The organism is Anabaena lutea FACHB-196 (assembly GCF_014698305.1).
Classification (GTDB): domain Bacteria; phylum Cyanobacteriota; class Cyanobacteriia; order Cyanobacteriales; family Nostocaceae; genus Anabaena; species Anabaena lutea.
In genome coordinates this window covers 24,660-44,142 of record NZ_JACJST010000006.1, presented here as the reverse complement: position 1 = coordinate 44,142, position 19,483 = coordinate 24,660, and the positions used below count along the sequence as shown (strand labels likewise).

The 19,483-nt window shown below is 39.4% G+C and carries 18 protein-coding genes; 3 read left to right on the top strand and 15 right to left on the bottom strand.

Annotated elements, in window-relative coordinates; all coding sequences use genetic code 11:
* Positions 1-9: 9 nt before the first annotated feature.
* The 3 genes from H6G59_RS08400 to H6G59_RS08390 all read right to left on the bottom strand — a co-directional run bounded on the left by H6G59_RS08400 (position 10) and on the right by H6G59_RS08390 (position 1,941).
* Complete coding sequence (locus H6G59_RS08400; RefSeq protein WP_190713341.1) at positions 10-189, bottom strand: hypothetical protein; 180 nt, start codon at positions 187-189, stop codon at positions 10-12.
* A gap of 27 nt (positions 190-216) precedes the next feature.
* Complete coding sequence (locus tag H6G59_RS08395; RefSeq protein WP_190713339.1) at positions 217-1,176, bottom strand: sulfurtransferase; 960 nt, start codon at positions 1,174-1,176, stop codon at positions 217-219.
* A 93-nt stretch (positions 1,177-1,269) separates the two neighbouring features.
* Positions 1,270-1,941, bottom strand: coding sequence for a glutathione S-transferase family protein (locus H6G59_RS08390; RefSeq protein ID WP_190713337.1), 672 nt, complete (start codon positions 1,939-1,941; stop codon positions 1,270-1,272).
* Positions 1,942-2,193: 252 nt separating this feature from the next.
* On the opposite strand from H6G59_RS08390, the gene H6G59_RS08385 reads away from it, so the two are divergent.
* Positions 2,194-2,967, top strand: a complete 774-nt coding sequence (locus H6G59_RS08385; RefSeq protein WP_190713335.1) for a sulfite exporter TauE/SafE family protein — start codon at positions 2,194-2,196, stop codon at positions 2,965-2,967.
* Between the two features lie 54 nt (positions 2,968-3,021).
* On the opposite strand, the gene H6G59_RS08380 is transcribed toward H6G59_RS08385, so the two are convergent.
* A complete protein-coding gene (locus H6G59_RS08380) occupies positions 3,022-3,996 on the bottom strand; it encodes a restriction endonuclease (RefSeq protein ID WP_190713333.1) in 975 nt (324 codons plus the stop codon).
* 210 nt (positions 3,997-4,206) lie between these two features.
* On the opposite strand from H6G59_RS08380, the gene H6G59_RS08375 reads away from it, so the two are divergent.
* Positions 4,207-4,506: a type II toxin-antitoxin system HigB family toxin gene (locus tag H6G59_RS08375; RefSeq protein ID WP_190713331.1), complete on the top strand. Its 300-nt coding sequence runs from the start codon at positions 4,207-4,209 to the stop codon at positions 4,504-4,506.
* 12 nt (positions 4,507-4,518) lie between these two features.
* Positions 4,519-4,917 carry a helix-turn-helix domain-containing protein gene (locus tag H6G59_RS08370; RefSeq protein WP_190713329.1) on the top strand — a complete coding sequence of 133 codons (399 nt, stop codon included), beginning with the start codon at positions 4,519-4,521 and terminating at the stop codon, positions 4,915-4,917.
* A gap of 89 nt (positions 4,918-5,006) precedes the next feature.
* Here H6G59_RS08370 and H6G59_RS08365 read toward each other — a convergent pair whose 3' ends face one another.
* The 11 genes from H6G59_RS08365 to H6G59_RS08315 all read right to left on the bottom strand — a co-directional run bounded on the left by H6G59_RS08365 (position 5,007) and on the right by H6G59_RS08315 (position 19,449).
* Positions 5,007-5,516, bottom strand: coding sequence for a GNAT family N-acetyltransferase (locus H6G59_RS08365; protein ID WP_190713327.1), 510 nt, complete (start codon positions 5,514-5,516; stop codon positions 5,007-5,009).
* Positions 5,516-5,803 carry a type II toxin-antitoxin system TacA family antitoxin gene (locus tag H6G59_RS08360; RefSeq protein ID WP_190713325.1) on the bottom strand — a complete coding sequence of 96 codons (288 nt, stop codon included), beginning with the start codon at positions 5,801-5,803 and terminating at the stop codon, positions 5,516-5,518. Before H6G59_RS08360 ends, H6G59_RS08365 begins: the two co-directional genes overlap by 1 nt.
* Before the next feature lie 125 nt (positions 5,804-5,928).
* The gene (locus H6G59_RS08355; RefSeq protein WP_190713323.1) at positions 5,929-7,761 is read right to left on the bottom strand and encodes an ABC transporter ATP-binding protein; all 1,833 of its coding nucleotides are present in this window, start codon (positions 7,759-7,761) and stop codon (positions 5,929-5,931) included.
* A 78-nt stretch (positions 7,762-7,839) separates the two neighbouring features.
* A complete protein-coding gene (locus H6G59_RS08350) occupies positions 7,840-8,838 on the bottom strand; it encodes an aldo/keto reductase (RefSeq protein ID WP_190713321.1) in 999 nt (332 codons plus the stop codon).
* Positions 8,839-8,919: 81 nt separating this feature from the next.
* The gene (locus H6G59_RS08345; RefSeq protein ID WP_190713319.1) at positions 8,920-9,540 is read right to left on the bottom strand and encodes a GDSL-type esterase/lipase family protein; all 621 of its coding nucleotides are present in this window, start codon (positions 9,538-9,540) and stop codon (positions 8,920-8,922) included.
* 115 nt (positions 9,541-9,655) lie between these two features.
* Positions 9,656-10,318, bottom strand: coding sequence for a carboxylesterase family protein (locus H6G59_RS08340; RefSeq protein WP_190713316.1), 663 nt, complete (start codon positions 10,316-10,318; stop codon positions 9,656-9,658).
* Positions 10,319-10,508: 190 nt separating this feature from the next.
* Positions 10,509-12,047, bottom strand: coding sequence for an amidohydrolase family protein (locus tag H6G59_RS08335; protein ID WP_190713314.1), 1,539 nt, complete (start codon positions 12,045-12,047; stop codon positions 10,509-10,511).
* A gap of 338 nt (positions 12,048-12,385) precedes the next feature.
* Positions 12,386-13,750, bottom strand: a complete 1,365-nt coding sequence (locus tag H6G59_RS08330; protein ID WP_190713312.1) for an LLM class flavin-dependent oxidoreductase — start codon at positions 13,748-13,750, stop codon at positions 12,386-12,388.
* A 103-nt stretch (positions 13,751-13,853) separates the two neighbouring features.
* Entirely contained in the window at positions 13,854-15,200 is a 1,347-nt protein-coding gene (locus tag H6G59_RS08325) for an LLM class flavin-dependent oxidoreductase (RefSeq protein WP_190713310.1), read from the bottom strand.
* A 616-nt stretch (positions 15,201-15,816) separates the two neighbouring features.
* Positions 15,817-17,544 carry a DNA repair protein RecN gene (recN, locus tag H6G59_RS08320; RefSeq protein WP_190713309.1) on the bottom strand — a complete coding sequence of 576 codons (1,728 nt, stop codon included), beginning with the start codon at positions 17,542-17,544 and terminating at the stop codon, positions 15,817-15,819.
* Between the two features lie 354 nt (positions 17,545-17,898).
* Entirely contained in the window at positions 17,899-19,449 is a 1,551-nt protein-coding gene (locus tag H6G59_RS08315) for an iron uptake porin (RefSeq protein WP_339327938.1), read from the bottom strand.
* Positions 19,450-19,483 lie beyond the last annotated feature (34 nt).

Below are 19,483 nucleotides of genomic sequence, written 5' to 3'. Positions count from 1 at the left end.
TACGTTGTATTAAGCTCCTGAGCGATGCCTTCGGCGAGCGTAGCTATCGCTTGTAGAATCACTGGGAGGTTCGTCTTTACTACTTCTACAACTGACTAAGTTATCTTGATCGAGATTATTGACAGCAAATATATATACTGGACTAAAGATCAAAATTGAAGCAGTAATTAACAAAATTGCATATCTCATGGATTTATTTTTCACCTGTTCTCTTTTCTAAGTTAATTTCTCCTCTCCTGTAGCCACTGGTAAATCTTTGTGAGTGCTATATTCTGTCCAAGAACCTTCATAAATTCTGACTTTGGGATAATTAAGCAGATGCTTTAAAACCACATATTGTAATGTAGCTTCTCGTCCTGTACTACAAGAAACAATAATGTCATTTGCAGGAGTAATCTTTTTATCTGCCAGAATTTTCTTAATCTCATCTAATGATTTTAATTTGTGCGGATTTTTAGCATCTGTAAATGTTACCCAAGGAATATTCCGCGCACCAGGAATATGTCCATTGCGTATCCAAAGATTTTCCTCACCCCGGAACAATTTTTCTGGTCTAGGATCAATAAAAACAATTCCTGGTTTACCAATAAGTTTTCTCACATCATTTAGATTCACACGCACTGAAGGGTTATCTCGAACTGTGAATTTACCGACGGAGTATTTAGGAAATTCTTTTGTGACATCTTGGGCAGTTTTGTAACCTGCATAACCACCATCTAAAACGGCAATATCTTTCAATCCAGAACGTTCTAGTAAATAAGCAACCATTGTTGCACCTAAAACATCTCTACCATCTGAATATACAAGAACACGACTGTTATTTGTTACTCCTGAATTAGCAAATATTTCCCCTAGTTTTTGATTGTTCCAATATTGTACTGGCAATCCTTCTTTGGGTCCCCTAAAAGCCGTATCAGAAATGTTTACAGCATTAGGAAGATGTCCTTCTATATAGTCGAGAGGAAAATTACGTACATCTAAAATTCTGAGATTGGGATCTTTGGCGTTTTCAGCTACCCAATTTGGCGAAACAAACTGAATATTAGCGCGAGAATTAGCTGATAATACTGGCAAAGGTAATAAAGGAATACTGACTAAAAATGCACAAAACACTGTCACCAAAGCGAACAACTTAGGCTTTTTAAAATTCTTTAAAGAAAAACTTTTAAACATCATTTTCACCTTTATTTCTATTTCATCAAAACTTTCATTATTTAGTGAAATTACTTTAATTAGCAGTAATATTAAAGTAATCTCAAAAACCGCATTTTACGCCGTTGGCACTGTTAAACCAAGAATTTTTGCGAATCTTTCTACATAAAATTCTGTAGGATTGGCAACTTGTTGAATAGATTCCCGTTGACGTAAATTCTCCCACCATTCCTGTAATTTAGGTGTTTCTGTGGGCAGTGTAAAATTGCGGAATTTTTCTAAAACTGGTAATCTTTCAAACCAAGGATAGAAACTAATATCAACTAAACTCAGATTTTCACCTAAGAAGTAAGCACCATTACCAGAAAGCCTACCTAATCCTTCTTGCTCAATATACAAAAGAGACTCTAAAAACTCTCTTTTTCCCTGTTCTTGTTCTTGGGTATCTTTACCCCGCAGGAATTTATTAAAAGCTGGAACTAAACGAGTGTTAGCATAGTCAATCCAAATTCTTGCTACTGCTTTTTGAGCAGGATCATGAGGTAACAAAGCTGGTTCGGGAAATACTTCTTCTAAATATTCATTGATAATTGCGGATTCATATATTTCTACATCTCCATGCTTAATTGCCGGAACTTTACCGTAGCGAGAAATTTGGGTAAAAGCTTCAGGTTTATTCTGGAAGTCAATTTCAATCGCTGTAAAATCAATTCCTTTTTCCAGCAATACCACACGGGTTCTTTGGGAGAAAGTAGAGGCTTTAGCAAAGTAAAGTTGTAAGGTACTCATTTAGTCGTTTCCTCGATTGGGATTTGTTTGAATTTTTAGTTAATTGCAAAAAATGCAAATTGAATGACAGCCAAAGATAGAAGTGAATCAATTTCACTCCTACGATTTACATTTTTTCACTGGCAAACTACCAGGGCTTAAAATTAACTACGGTTTGTTGGTCGAATTAGCGTATTATATTAGAAGTATTCCATAGTTTTTACTAAAAAACAAGTCTTTTAGCAAACATTCTTCTCAAAATGTAGAGCCAAAATGCCCAACAATTTAACACTTGTCCATAGCTTGCTTCTCTTCTGTACCGCGTTCATTGCCGGGTCACTTAATGCTGTAGCTGGAGGTGGTAGTTTTATTACATTTCCCACCTTGATATTTACTGGTGTATCACCGATTACAGCTAATGCCACAAATAATACTGCTTTATGGATTGCAGCTATGGCCAGTGCGGGCGCATATCGTCACAATTTGCACATCCCGCAAAGACAGCTTTTGATACTATGTATTACCAGTTTAATTGGTGGGGGAATTGGTTCTGTTGTTTTGTTGTATACATCAGCAGATATGTTTAAACAGCTACTTCCTTACCTGTTACTTTCGGCAACGCTAATATTTACATTTAGCGAACCTCTGAAAAAGTGGTTACAATTTCAAAGGCAAAAATCATCAGAATCTCCACCTTTATTAATTCTCGTGATTGCACAATTATCAATATCTATCTATGGTGGTTTCTTTGGTGCAGGTTTAGGAATTTTAATGTTAGCAACTTTAAGTTTTTTAGGTATTAAAAATATTCACACCATGAATGCTTTTAAATCTTTTCTTGGTAGTTGTATCAACGGTATCGCTATTTTTCCTTTTATGTTCGCTGGTTTAATTGCTTGGCATCAAGCTATTTTAATGGCTGTGGGTGGTTCTCTGGGTGGTTATTTGTGCGCTCATTATGCACGGAGATTAGATCCTCGTTTAGTGCGGATATTTGTGATTGTTGTTGGTTTTAGTATGACTACTTACTTTTTTATTCGGGGCTAAAATAGATAACTCTTAATGTACATGAAGTATTAGGTGTAATACAAATTGAACTCTTCAGAATGTATCTTCAAAAAGAACTTCAGTTAACTGTTCAGGTGGAGACCAAATTCCAGATTTAGCTTTAATGTAAGTGCGCGAAAGAGCTACTATTTTTTCTTGCTCTCCAAACCGCAATCTCTGCCGCTCTATCTCTGTGAGTTGCTCAAATGCATTATCACAAAAACCATAGGTAGAGAGGAATAGACCACCATCACGGCTTTCGCGAATAATTACATTAAGAAAATCTCGCAAATCTCCACCACCCACACGAGAACGAGATCTCCAATGTTTAATTTCTACAATATAATTTTGGCAACAGCCCTGAACCAAGCACTTCAAAATTACATCTTTACCTCCATCTTTACTTGATGGAGTTAGAGTCACATCAAAACCGAGTCCATCAAATATTTCAGCGATAGTACGTTCAATATCTCTCCACTCAAGCTCTTCAAGGATATTGGGGTTCTTTGCAATTAACAGCGCAAATTGTTGACTACAAACTTTAAGGATTTGTTTGACTTCACTAATTAACTCTTCATTATCAAACTCTAAACGAGATATCCAAGCACGAAGAGCGTCTAAATCAATTAATTCAATTTGAAGGGGTAACTCATATCTTAAAATTTCCCTTGCAGCTTTTGTAAACTGTGTATTTACAAGTAGAATTGCTCTATCAATCTGATTGAATATAGCTGCACCTACTAATGCACGAACTTGTTGAGTACCTACAGCTTGACCAGATCGATAGTATTTAAATTCAATACCTAGTTTTTGAGAAGCAAGAGTTTCAGTAGATGGACGAGTTGCTATGAAATCTAATCCTCCATCAGATACCTTTGCAGTTTCACTTACTTCATATCCATCTTCAATAAGCAGTGGCTTAAGTATGTTGATAAAAACATCTTCTGCCGCAAATGGACTCAGTGTTGGATCTGCTGAAGCAAGATAATCAATTTTTTCTAGAAGTTCGTCTTTATGTTCTTTCTTCATGGCTAGGTCAAAATATTGAAGTATAGGAATTGTACTGTTTTAATCCTTTATTTAAAGTATCAAAAAAGAGAACAAGCGATCGCTCTATATCTCAAACCCTCTTATGAATTAATACTCGGAAGTTGGGGATCTGGATAATATTGACAAATTGTTCTCTAAATGAGAACATATATAAAATCAACATTTGTATTTTCAGATGAAAAACAAAATATGCACCTAATCAGCATTCGTAACTTACGTGCTGATGCTGATAAATACCCAGATGCAGTGGAATCGGTTAACTCCTGGTATCGAATGATAAAATCTGCATCATGGCAGAATTTTAATGAACTTAGAAAATTTTATCCCACAGCAGATGCAGTAGGCAATTTTATTGTATTCAACATCAAAGGTAATTCTTATCGCTTAATTGTTAGTATTGATTATGCAATCCAAACAGTCTACTACAAATATTTTTTAACCCATGCTGAGTATGATAAAGAAACATGGAAAAATGATCCTTTCTTTTAACAGGAGCTAACGATGACTATTTCCTTAGATAAAACCACCTACAGTCAATTATTAGTAGAATATCAACCCAAAGTTATCACCACCGAGGCAGAATATGATCATGCTTTAGAAACTGTTGAGAAGTTAATGGCTGATCAACAGCGTACACCAGAACAAACTGCTATCTTACAATTATTAGTCACTCTCATTGAAGAATTTGAAACTAAACACTACCCTATTGAACCATCATCTCCCCATGCAATGCTAGAACATTTAATGGATGCAAGGGGAATTAAACAATCTGATTTAGTAGGAATTATTGGTTCTAAAGGTGTGGTTTCTGAGGTTGTAAATAGGAAAAGAGCAATTAGTAAAGCTCAAGCAAAAGCTTTAGGAGAACTTTTTAATGTTTCTCCAGCATTGTTTATTTAATAGTAAAAGTTGCTATTAGCTTCTCCCTGGATAAATAAGGTATCCTTTATCTTTCCGTAGTTCATTATTTCATAACTTGTATTTAAGTTTTAATCCTGAACAAATTCTTCAACTGATTGCATCGGCATATAGAGTTTCATCGGATTTTGCTTAAATTGCCCAAAGCCATACTTTATATAGAAATTTACAACCTGCTCATCTAAAGCTTCAGCTATCACAGCTAGAGAACCAACCTGTCTAGAGGCATTAAACGCCCTTTTCATAGCATCCACCAACATTAGCTCACCAAATCCCTGCCCTTTTTGTCTATTATCAACAGCAAGACGACCTAACAGCGTAGCTGGTAGATAAGGATAACGAGGCAATCGTTTCGCAAAAGCCTCATCCAGAACTGTAATATCAACAGTATATGCAGAGAGCGTGTAGTAAGCTAAAACATGGGAATCAGGCTCATCAATCAAAACAAATACAGTTGCAACTTTTTTTTTGAGATCCTGAGATGCTTGTTTATATAGATAATTATCTAAACTATCTTGCCCACAGCAAAATTCAGTGCGGATATGCCTACGACTATCTAGAAGCTCGATCTTGAGAACCATTACACTGAAATTACTTGCTGGTATCGTATTGCCGCTGCTTTTAGGGCATCATTCGGCTGTGGAGGATTGAGTAAAGCATCAACAAAAGCTTCAGCATCGCGCATACTCAGCTTGAGGGTTTGGTGTCGTTCGATGACTCGCAAAGCCTCTGCCTGAACACTCGCAATCACAAAATCAGTTAAAGTGCGTCCTTCTAAATCGGCTGCTTTCTGCAACAGAGCTTTAGTTTCTGGAGTGATACGAGCTTCAAGTCTCGCTATCTGTTTTGGATTAGGTGCAACATCCATATCAATATAGTTTTAGATAGACTCGTAAATACAATTTTATACGGCATATTGCCGTATGTCAAACAATTGCACGATCCGTATTTTTGTATTCTAAAAAGCCTTACACCAACATCTTTTTAACTCTCTCAACTGTCACCTGCTATAGCTGCTACTGGTAAAAATCCACCGGCTTGCATTTGCCATAATCTGTAATAAGCACCACCCTTAGCCAATAACTTAGAGTGAGTACCATCTTCAATAATGCGACCATGATCAAACACCAAAATGCGGTCTAAATGAGCGATAGTAGATAAACGATGGGCTACCACAATGACAGTTTTTCCATTCATTGCTGAATCTAGAGTATCTTGAATCGCTTTTTCGGTAATGGAATCGAGACTAGAAGTGGCTTCATCTAAGATTAAGATGGGTGCATTTTTGAGGATGACTCGGGCGATCGCTATTCGCTGTCTTTGTCCCCCAGAAAGTTTAACACCACGTTCACCTACTAGAGAATCATAACCCTCCGTCATTTGAGCAATAAAATCGTCAGCATAGGCTTTCCGTGCTGCTTCTATCAATTCCGCTTCTGAAGCTTCTAAACGTCCATAGAGAATATTTTCCAGCAAAGTGCGGTGGAACAGAGAAGGATCTTGAGGAATCAAACTGATTTGCGAATGTAGGGCTTCCTGAGTCATATCTTTAATATCCACCCCATCAATTAATATTTGTCCCGATTGAGGGTCAAATAAACGCAGAATCAGATTGACAAAAGTAGATTTCCCAGAACCAGAAAAACCCACCAATCCGACGCGCTCCCCTGGTTGAATGGTGACAGAAAGATTAGTGAATACAGTTTTCTCTGATGAGTAACTGAAATTCACCTGCCGAAACTCAATACTACCTTTAGTAATGGCGTGATTTATGGCATTGTCCCGATCAATGATTTCATGGGGTTGAACAATAGTCTGAACACCATTGGCGACATTACCAATATGTTCAAAAAATTCTAGAAACCGTTTGCTTAAATTGCGGGCTTCACTAATGATTAAGAGTGATAAACTAGTGGCAACAACGAAGTCAGCCGCAGCAATCTTTCCCTGACTCCATAGAGAAAGTGAGTAATACAAAGTACCGATTTTCAGAACAGCTGCTGAGATAAACTGAAACCAGCGAATTCGTTCAGAATACCAGTTTGATTTTCTCACTTCTTTGAGTTCGCACTTTAATTGGTCGTTCAAATAGCGGCGTTCAAAACCCAAACGAGCAAAAAGTCGGCTACTGGTGAGATTTGTGACGGAATCTACAATAATACCAGTGGTTTCACTTCTAGCGGCGGCGGCTTTCCGGGCATAAATTCGGCAACGAGTCGCTAACCAGAAGGAAATGCTGAGAAAGAGAACTGCCCAAATTCCCACAAATGCAGCTAGGGGAGGATAGGCACGATACAGTAAAATTGTGGAGACGATATAGACGATAATTACTGGCATAAATTCAGTAATCATCATTTGCATGGTTTGGGTAACACCAAGGGAAGTTTCCGCAATCCGATGGGCTAATGCGCCAGCAAAACTACTGCTGAGATAACGATGGGAATGTTGCTGTAAATAAGCATATAAAGATCGGACTATATGCTGTCTGTGGATAGGATGGAGAATAGTTTGCAACAGCCCAGCAGAACGCCCAAATACCACTTCACCTATACTCAAGGACGTAAACAGGATTAGAGGTTGTCTCAAGCTGTCAAAAATGAGTTTGCTGTCTCCTGTGGAGCGTGTGACACTGCGGATCATTTCACCGATCGCATAGGGCAACATAATTCCACAGGTGGCGTGTATGATTTCCAGAGACACCATTAACACATACCACCAACGAAACTGATTAACGAAATAACAAATAAATTGAAAAGGATTATCTGGTAATTCTGGTGCATTGGGAGCGCGTTGAAAAGATTTAGAAAGTCTTACCTTTTTCATCATTTTAGCTGCTGTAAAAAATAAAAATAGACGGCTGGATTAACCGTCCGGTGAAGTTTAATAAAATCATCCAAAAGCCATCTAACGCAGAGCATCTCCCCGGCGATATTCTGCGGTAATGTCGTCTAATTTTTGTTTCAAATTGTCGTCAAGTTTGACTTCCACAGCCTTGAGGCTATCAATAAGTTGTTCTGGACGACTAGCACCAATGATAGGGGCTGTAATAATTGGATTAGCCAGAACCCAAGCGACAGCTAAAGTAGTGAGAGATAATCCTGCTAGATCGGCAACTGTGCGTAATTCCTCCACAGTATTGAACTCGCGATCGCGCCAATATCTTTCTTGATAACGTTCTGCGGCTGTACCCAAGGTAAAACGAGTCCCTGATGTTGGTCCTTCAGCAAATTTATGTTTACCTGTCAGCAGTCCCCCGGCTAAAGGATTGTAGGGAATGACACCTAAGCCTTCTTCTTGTGCCAATGGTAATAATTCGCGCTCAATTTCCCGGAATAAGAGGTTATAGCGGGGCTGAATGGAGACGAAACGAGTCAGATGACGCACATCTGCACGACCCAAAGCGCGGGCTAATCGGTAAGCTAAGAAATTGGAAACCCCGATATAGCGGACTTTACCAGATCGAACTATGGTATCAAGTGCTTCTAGGGTTTCATCAAGAGGAGTTGAAGTATCATCAGAGTGCAGTTGGTACAAGTCAACATAATCAGTTCCCAGTCGTCTGAGGGAAGCGTCAATGGCATCTAAAATATGTTTGCGTGAAGATCCTTGATCCCAAGGTGCAGAACCAACTTTACCGACGGCTTTAGTAGCAACAATAAAATGTTCTCGTTTACCTTTTAACCAACGACCAATGATTTCCTCAGTCCGTCCAGCAGTGGCTAGTCCACCACCAAGAGGATAAACATCGGCGGTATCGAGAAAGTTGATTCCTGCTTCGGCGGCAGTATCGAGGATTTTTATAGATGTTTCTTCATCGGTTTGTAGTCCGAAGGTCATTGTACCGAGAACGAGTCTAGAAACAGTGAGTCCGGTTTGACCGAGTTTAATATTTGGTAATGTCATAGAAATGTTTTTGATTGAGAAAGTTTTGGAATTTCTAAATAGAATGCGATCTCAGAATTAAAAGGCCATACCACGCAGTTACTAAGAAGTGAACCAATTTAACCAACCTTGCCAGTTTTGTACAATCGCTGCAAATTCTGTATAACCATCTGCTTTTGGGTGAGCGCCATCATTGGCTTTTGCTTCTGTTAGCCAGGTCGGTGACTTTAGCAAACTCGAAAACACATCGAGATATGGAACATCTAGTTCATTGCAAACTAAAGCAAATTCCTGTGACAGATTTGCGATAATTTGATTTCTTTTTTCTTGATCGACATCACCACATGGCGGCGGACCAACCATCAAAACAGGATAGATTTGCTTTGCTTCAGTCAGGATGCTGCGAGCATTTGCGATCGACTCAGAAAGTTCGATTCCTTGCTTTTTACCTGCCCATCCTGAGTCGTTTACCCCAAAAGAAAACACTACTCGCCCATCGGACTCAGGAGGAAGACGATAGGATACTTCCGAGCGCCAACGTTGTTTGAGATAGCGACTTGTCTCAGCCCGCACGCCCAAGTTGTAGTGGGTGATTGCATATCCTTTTGATTCAGCGTGACGGCATATTCTACCTGTCCAACCCAGGAATTCTGGATCACCTGTGCCATTGACAAATGATTCACCAATAAAACAAATTCTGATTTCTTTGCGAGAGTCTGACATTAGTACACTGAATTTTGGAGAATAAGTTCGGTTTTAACTTGGAATTAAGCATGATGTTCATGATTTTATTTGCTATCTCACGGAACTTTGCGAGTTAGTTTCTGGATATTTGGAGTCACACAGCTACAGAAGTTTTACGAAGACTTTGTGAAACTAGCCATTGTTGCAATGTTGGGCTACTGTAAACTTCATCGGCAATAAAATGATCGCCTTCAGGTAATACAGTAAAATCTACTTTTGCTCCTGCTCCACGCAGGGTATCAACAACATTTTGGGTATCTTCAATTGAGAGTTTTTCGTCTTTTGCACCTTGGAATATTTGAATGGAAATTTCTTTGAGTGCAGCTATTTGGGCTGGTTCTAATGTTTGGGGTACACGACCTGATGTGGCTACCAAACCGGCAAAACGACCTGGATAGGAAGCGGCGATATGCCAAGCTCCAGCCGTGCCTAAGCTGAATCCAGATATGATGATACTGGATGGATCTACGGTTTGGGTAGCAATGATATGATCAAGTAAAGCAATTACATCATCTGCTCTATCTACCCAAGTCTGACCTTCTGAAAGTTGGGGAGCTACAAAGATATAAGGTAAAGATGCTGATGAATCTACGAAAAGAGGGAAACCCCATTTTAGTAAAACATTGATATCTGTTCCTCTGTCCTTTGCGCCATGCAGAAATAATACGAGAGGGGCGGGTTTGTTGATATTAGCTGGGGAAAAAATATAAGGTAACGAACCATTGCTGGTGTCGTAGGATCTTTTTTCAACTGGCATAGTTTTAAATCCTCAAATGTGCGTTTGCAAAAGGTTGACAATAATTTATTTCTCTGCGTCCTCTGCGCCTCTGTGGTATGCGCTGCACGCACGCTTCGCGAACGTTTTCTTCATTATTTATTGCTGTAGAGACGTTCCATGAAACGTCTCTATCTATCCCGAATTACTTACCAGAGGTCTACAAAGACATCTACACACCTACCAAGGTTTTGTTCTCTATTTGAGATTCGGTCTTAGGTAGTTTGGATTCTACTGCTGTACCCTTAAAGAAATCAGGGTTAGCTTCGGTGTAGAATTTATAAGGATTACCGAATACATAAGCCTTAAAGTCATCTTCAGAAATTACGCCTTCTCTGACCAAATCCCAGCTTTCAGCTAAAGGTGCGGTGAGATCGGGTACATCCCAGTGACCAACATCGGAGGAGTAAATAGCGTTGAGCTTAACTCCCAAGGGGTTAGCTTTGTCGTTGAATGCCGCAGCAATTGTGCGATCATCAGACTCAGAACCAAAGAAGAAACTGTTCACCCAGCGATCGCGTATATCTTCAATTGATTGAATCCCTGCTGCACCAAAATCTTCCAATTCGCTACCCACTGGTGAACGGCTATGACGGTTGAAGGAAGATCCTAATACACTCTTAGTCAATTCTTCTTTGCTGAGGGAATGTCCTTGAGTAATGTCACCACCATACTGTTCAAACAATTCAAACAACTCATCAGGATTAGCTAAATCTGGGTTGTAATTTTGCAGACCTTCTAAACTCCGTTTGGAGAAACGATCTACTAAATGAATGTAAACGTGAGCGCCCCAATCTGCACCACCTTCTAGCATACCGACACGCAATTGTGGGAATCTTCTAGTTACACCACCAAAGAATAATGCTTTCGCAAATGCTTGTGAACCATCGGCAAAATGACCGATGTGGTTGTTCATGTAGTTACTGATGGAGGAGCGTCCAGTCCATCCTTGACTACCGTAATGGGTGGTAATGGGTACACCTAATTCGACAGCTTTAGCCCAGAAGGGATCATAGTCGTATTCACTGTCTAGTCCGAAAAAGTCTATGTAAGAGGCATATTTGCCGATTTCGGGGAATTGATCGGCTGGGTATTTATCAGCGATCGCTTTAATTGGACGTTTTACACCACCAGGAATATTTGCCACCTTCAATCCCAGGGTTTTTACAGCAAACTCTAACTCCTCAATCGCTTCTTGGGGGGTAGTCATGGGGATACCAGCTACCACAGTCAAGCGATCGCTATATTTGCGGTAAATATCAGCATGATAGTGATTAATTGCCCGTTGCAGTAGTTGACGATTTTCTTTACTTGCACCAGCCGCAGCTAAGGCATTATTAGGAAATAGTACCGAATAATCTGAGCCTTGCTCCGCTTGACGTTCGTAAAGTAATGCAGGGAGAGTGTAAGTAGCCAAATCTAAGGTATTACGGGTAACTCTAGCCCACCAAGGCGATCGCAATGTCCGATTATATTGGCGTTCTTCTGGAGTTTGTTGATACCAGTCTTTACCCTCAGTCTTAGAATTTAGACGGGAAGATTCGGCTTTGCGTAATTCATCTACCAGTTTCACACCGCCGTAGTGAGCAATATAATCCTCAAGGGCAGGAGTAAAGTCATTAGTGTGAACATCAGTATCAATGACAGGATAATCGAGATTGGCTCTAACTGCGGCGGAGGGAGAGCTTTTCAACTTGCTATATTTACTCATATTTTCCTTAGAAAAGTTACAAGACAATTTAGATCCCTGATTTCTCAAACAATTGCAGAATCTAAAAGTTATGAATTTTCAAAAAATCGGGTATCTGTGGGAAATCGTGCTGTTGATTTTGACTTGAGTTTCTTGTCTTTTGGACAAGCATAACTTTCCGATAGTTTGCATAGACTTCGGTAGGCTTTTAACGTCTGTGCTGACGTGACTTAATTAGAGTGATTAAAAATTAATTTTTGTAGGGTGCGTTAGCCACAGCGTAACGCACCGAACCTTTGACAATGGTGCGTTACGGATTTCATCCTAACACACCCTACAACACTGACACTGTGTAGAAATTACGCCAACACCAGTGTTTTGTTTTCTTGTGTAACAGCAAAACGATTAACTGGACGACGCAAACCGAGGTTTTCTCGTAAGGTACTACCCTCGTATTCAGTACGGAATAGTCCGCGTTTTTGTAGAACCGGAACAACTAAATTTACAAATTCATCCAACCCTGTAGGCAAAATTGGAGGCATAATATTGAAACCATCCGCCGCATCATTAATAAACCATTCTTCTAATTGATCAGCAATGGTTTCAGGAGTACCCAAAATAGTACGATGCCCCCGCGCTGTCGCCAAAGATAAATATAATTGACGTAGGGTAAGACTACCGCGAGTAGCTAAGTCTGTCACCAGTTTTAAGCGACTCTTATTATTGTTAGTATCACTGGGTAATTCCGGTGCTAAATCATCAAAAGAGTATTGTGATAAATCCACACCTTTGTAATAATTTTGGAGGATTCCCCAAGCTACATCGGGATGAATTAAAGATTGCAAAAACTCATATTTTTCTTGAGCTTCTTCCTCAGTTCTGCCAATGATGGGGAAAGCTCCGGGCATGATTTTGAGATCATCGGGAGAACGTCCATATTTTGCCAACCGTCCTTTCACATCTGCATAGAATGCTTGAGCATCAGCTAAAGTTTGATTAGCTGTAAAAATTACCTCAGCAGTACGAGCAGCTAAATCTCTGCCTGGTTCAGAAGCACCAGCTTGAACAATGACTGGATAACCTTGGGGTGGACGACCAACATTTAAAGGCCCTTTAACAGAAAAATATTTGCCTTTATGATTTAATGTGTGCAGTTTGTCGGCATCAAAATAAACACCCGATTCTCTATCTCTGATAAAAGCATCATCTTCCCAACTATCCCACAATCCTTGCACCACTTCTACAAACTCTTCAGCCCGTTCATAACGTTGGCTATGTTCTGGGTGATGTTCCAGTCCGAAATTAGCCGCCGCATTTTCATTCCCTGTGGTGACAACATTCCACCCTGCACGTCCGTGACTCAAATGGTCTAAAGATGCAAACTTCCGTGCCAATGTATAGGGATCTTCGTAAGTAGTGGAAGCTGTGGAAATAAAACCAATGTTTTTGGTGACAGAAGATAAAGCTGAAAACAGGGTAACAGGCTCGAAATGAGCGATTTTACCGTTACGAATTTGAGTTTCAGGAGAACCACCCCAAACTCCTGGACTATCTGCTAGAAAAACAGCATCAAATAAACCGCGTTCCGCAGTTTGAGTAATTTCTTTATAATGTTCAAAATTCAAACCTGCATCTATTTGTGTATTGGGGTGTCGCCATGCAGAAATATGATGTCCAGTAGCTTGAATAAATGCACCTAACCGAAACTTGCGTGTTTTGCTCATATATTTTTTTATGGTGTAATTGCAATCCCAAATCCGCATCTGAAAGTTAAAAATTCTATCTCTCGAATTCTCAGCGCCTCTGCGCCTCTGCGTGAGAAAAAAATTATTTAATTGCTGCCAATACCTTTTGATATTGATTAACTGGACGAGATAACCCCAAATTTTCACGCAGAGTTGTACCTTCATACTCAGTGCGGAATAATCCCCGACGTTGTAATTCAGGAATTACTAAATCCACAAAATCATCTAGTCCTCCAGGAAGGTAAGGAGGCATAATATTAAAACCATCAGCAGCATCATTGACAAACCAGCTTTCCAATTGATCTGCAATCTGCACTGGTGTCCCAATAATTGTCCAATGACCACGCGCTCCCGCAATCCATTGATAAAGTTCCCGAATGGTAAAATTATGTTTGCGAGCAATATCAATTAATAATGCTTGGCGGCTTTTGTTATCATTGGTTTCTGGTAAATCTGGCAATGGTCCATCCAGAGGATAGGCGGAAAGATCCGTGCCTATAAGTCCCTGTAATAAAGCCAAACCAACCTGGGGATGAATTAAATCTTGTAGTTCTTGATACTTAGCTTTTGCTTCTGCCTCTGTGATGCCAACTACGGGAAACACACCGGGCATCACTTTGAGTTGGTCAGGTGTGCGTCCATATTTTGCTAGTCTACCTTTAACATCTGCATAGAAGGCTTGGGCATCTTCTAAAGTTTGTTGAGCAGTAAATATAACTTCCGCAGTTCTACCAGCCAGTTCTTTACCATCTTCAGAAGAACCGGCTTGCACAATCACAGGATATCCTTGGGGTGGACGGGCAATGTTTAATGGTCCGCGTACGGAGAAAAATCTGCCTTTATGGTTAAGTTGATGTATTTTCTTGGGGTCGTAGTAAAAAGCTGTTTCTTTATCACGGACAAAAGCATCGTCTTCCCAACTATCCCATAAACCTTTGGCTACATCAATAAATTCGTGGGCGCGGATGTACCGTTCTGCATGAATAGGATGGGCTTCCAGTCCGAAATTGCCGGCTGCTTCACTACTACCGGTTGTGACTACATTCCAGCCGGCTCTTCCCCCAGAAATATGATCTAAGGAAGCAAATTTGCGTGCGAGAATATACGGATCTTCGTAGGTGGTAGAGGCAGTAGCAATAAAACCGATTCGTTCTGTCACCGCAGACAAGGCTGAAAATAGGGTAACAGGTTCAAAGTCGCCACCGAAGGCTGTCCGGCCTTCAGCACCAGGACGATGTTGTAAGGCTAAACCGTCAGCTAGAAAAAATGCGTCGAATTTACCGCGCTCGGCTGTCTGGGCTATTTGTTTATAATGCTCAAAGTTGAGAGCGCCATTACTCTGTGCTTGGGGATGTCGCCAAGCTGCCACGTGCTGACCTGCACCTGGTAAAAATGCACCGAGTCTTAGTTGTTTTTGTTGTTTGCTCATATTAGACTCCAAGTAATATTTTTTACAAATCAGTATAGGATAATAATGATTTTCTGGTATAGCAGTTGTCAGCTATGCCACTGTAACTGCTGCATATTTAGTTGTTGGCAAAGCTTTTCAACTCCTTAGCCACTGTAGGCATTAGCGTTAGTTGTGGGTTGCTGATAAAACTACTGTATCTCGACTGATTTATTGTAGATTAATAGTAGAATCTCATAACTCTCATGAAAAAGCAAGTACCTTTTAATAAAAATATGATTAACTAAATTTATTAATGACTAATTGTTAGATGAGCTAAGTATTTAACCGTGCGATGCTCGATTTGAACACAACGTATAGATCAAATGTACTATTTAAGTACTGGATAAAAGCACAGTAGTCTAAAAGATAAGTATGTAAAACTCTTGAAAACAGAAAGCTTTTTCTTTTGTTAGTGTTAGTTTTTGGGAGTGGAATCTAACGGTAAGTAGTAAGTTTGTAAAAGCGTTGTTTAAGTAGGTAAGCACAATAAAACCAAACTGTGTAAAGAAAAGTAAACAAGGCTAAAACCCTTTCTCCCCCTGCCTTATCCCAACGACAATTTTTAACGCCAACCTACTTACCATCGGTTGAGAACTTAACTTTGTTCTTGACGACGGTGGTTTGCAGCTTGTAATAACAGAGATTCGGCAAATGCGATCGCTTGATTGGCAGATTTACCACCTGCTAACTGTGCTAATTCTTGCCGACGAGTATTTAAATTATCTAAACTGGTAACTCTCACAACTGTACGTTGTTCAGTGTTACCATTGTTATTAATAACTTGTTTATCAACTCGAAAATGTCGATCTGCCATTGCTGCAATTAAAGGCTGATGAGTAACACATAATACTTGTTGATTTTGACTAAGTTGGTGTAATTTCTCAGCAATAGCTTGAGCAACTCTTCCTGACACCCCCACATCAATTTCATCAAATACCATTGTATCAGCCCCATCATGTTGATTAAAACAAGCTTTTAAAGCTAGTAAAAATCTGCTCATTTCCCCACCAGAAGCAATTTCTGTTAATGGTTGTATAGGTTCACCAGGGTTAGGACTAAACATAAAAGTAATTTTATCTGCACCTATAGCGGTAGGAGGAATTGGTGTAATTTCAACTTGAAATTTTACCTTTTCCATTGCTAATGGCTTAAGTTCAGCTAACAAATGAGATTCTAAATTAGCCGCAGTTTGACGACGCAGTTGGGTTAATGTCTGACTTACTTTATTGAGATGGTGTAAACAAGTTTGTTCTTGTTGTTCTAAAGTTTCTATTGATAGTTCACTGTTATTAAGTTCGGCTAATTCTTTTTGGATACGTTCATAATAAGCGATCGCTTCCGTAAGAGTCGGTCCATATTTGCGACAAATTTGTTTTAATTCCCGAATCCGTTCTTCAACCTCTTCTAACCGTTGCGGATCTGCTTCTAACCCTTCCCCATAAGCACTAATTTGTCTTCCCACTTCCATCATTGCTGCTACTGCGTCTCGCACCAATTCCAGCAAAGATTGTAATTGAGAATCAAACTCCACCATGTGATTTAATATCGTTTCACTATCTCCCAACAAATCCGCAGCGGTGGGAGTTTCATCTTCATTTTGATACAAAGCCTGATAAACTTTGTAACTCATTTGTTGCAAATCAACAACGTGATTTAGGCGTTCCCTTTCCTGTGTCAATTGTTCCATTTCTTGAGCATCACTGAGATTTGCTGCGCCTAATTCTTGCACTTGATAGGTGAGTAAATCCAGTTGTTGTAAACGTTCCCGTTCGGAAGTGCGGCGTTTTTCTAAAGTTTGGTGTGCTTGTTGATACGCCATAAAAGCAACAGCAACTTTTTGGCGTTGTTGCATCAAAGAGTCACCACCATATAAATCTAACCAATCTCTAACTTGAGCAGATTGTCCCACTTGTACAGTTTGTCCTTGGGCGGTAATTTCCACCATGCGATCGCGCAAACCACCCATAATCTGCCGATTTACTAACACCCCATTTATACGAGATCTACTGCGTATATTACTTGTGGTGACAGAAATATCACGACTAATTATTACTGAATTATCATCAATTAAATCAATTTCCTGTTCACTCAACCAAGCCGCTAGGAAAGGATTGATACTGAAAGTACCTTCCACCAAAGCGCGACTAGTCCCCGTGCGAATTACACGACTAGAGACTTTCCCACCTAAAACTGCATCAATCGCATCCAAAATAATCGACTTTCCCGCGCCGGTTTCCCCTGTTAACACGTTCAACCCAGCACCAAACTCTAATTCCAGTTGGTCAATGAGGGCAAAATTCTCAATTCTGAGGCATAGCAACATCAGGCCAAAATCTCCGTGAGGGTAAATGCCGGATACTTCTCAATTTTATCTCTATCTAGTTGGTAATGTATACACGGGTATTTTTTGGAGAAGGGGGTTAAGTAACAGATTTTACGAAACTTTGTCTGAATCAGGATTTACAGGATTTTAGGATGAACAGGATTAAATCAATATCCCATCCGTTCATCTGCGGTCAAAATCTGTGTGTGCTGCTTACAAATCTTGATGCGAGAAAAGATACCCCAATAAATAAAACCATAAGATATCACCACCCAAACACATCTGATCCATCAATAAATATTCCACATCGCTATAATTCCGTCCACGGGGATACCAACTGCAACAAATTTTTGATTAGAAGGTAAATGTTGTCCGCACAGTACCCACATAAATAGTGTCATTACTATTATCATGTTCCGGGCTTGTAATCATAAACAATCCCGGAGTTATGGCTAGATTATCCGTGATAGGAAAATGGTAAAAAGCTTCTAGATGTAAAGATGTATCTTTATCCTCAAAGGCTTTACCAAAACTATTATGAGTTACCTTCGGGGGTTGACCGAATACAAAACCAGCAAAGCTACCTTCTTTACCAATATCTTTGAGAGTTAGCAAAACTGCCCATGTGGAAATAGTCGCATTTGCATCTGTTCGTAAATCTTCTGTTTCAGCATTAATAAAACCAACTCTACCACCAAGAGAAACAGTTGGGTTAATTTGCCAAGCTGCTTCCGCACCGAAAGAATTAGCAGTAATCGAATTTGCTAGATCATTAAAAGGATCGCTAGTTAATTCGCTGCCGGTTCCCGTATTGAGATTGTTGTGAGAATAGACGTAGGTAAAACTAAGTGCTGTTGTTTTAGTAGGTTCGAGAGTGAGTTGAGAAATAACACCATTAGGACTAGAAAAAATTCCCCTTTCAGAATTATCTGCATTACTAGCGATATATCCCAAGGAGAAATTAACAGCATTATTCAAATTATGAGAAATACCAACACCGACTCCACCACCTTGTCGTCGAATAGGATTTTCTCGTCCAAATGTAGAAATAGATCCATCTCCACTACCGCTAAACAGAGGATTAATACTAGGAACTAAATCACCTAAACCTCCCCCTAAACCATACAAAGTCATCCGGGTTTGTTTACCTAACCCAAATCTATATTCTATTTCATCTAATTCCACCTCATTGTCATCATCACCATCAAATCCTAAATTGGCCATTTTAGTGCCAGTGACATCTTCCAATTCGGGTGTATTGCTGCCTTGTAAACGCACTTCTAGTTTATCTTTACCTGTGAAACTACCTTCTAAACTAAGACGGACACGATTACTAAATACTAAATTATCATTAATTGGTTTATTAGTATTTCCAGCTTTTTGTTTACCAACTATTCCAGTGACAGCAAATATCACCTCTCCCTCTAGTTCAACATGGGGCGAAAACTGTTGTGATTCTAATTTATTAACATTGGTTTCTAATAAACTGACTCGTGTTTCAAAAACCTTTATTTCTGTTGAAAATTCAGTTTGTAATCGCTGGATTGCAGTTAAACTTTCTTGGTCAATTGTAGCAGCATCATTATTGATAATTAGCTGATTTATACTACCTATACAAGCATTGAGTTTAGCAGCAAATTCGTATCTATTAAGCTTTTGATTAGGAAAATCTGTATTGTCAGACAAACCATTATTTACACAATTATACTTTTCGATCAATGCTTGTAGAGTTTTAAATCTCCAACCATCAGCACTAATATCAGATAATTGAGAAACAGAATTGATTTGATTAAAATCATTAACAATATATGAAGGGATAGAATTAGCTTGAGTTCTGCTGCTCAAAATGCAAGAAATAAATAAACTAATCAAACCAGTTTTTAGTAAACAACCGAAATTCTTCACAGCAATCTCCTGAAAATAAGAAATCTCTCTGCTC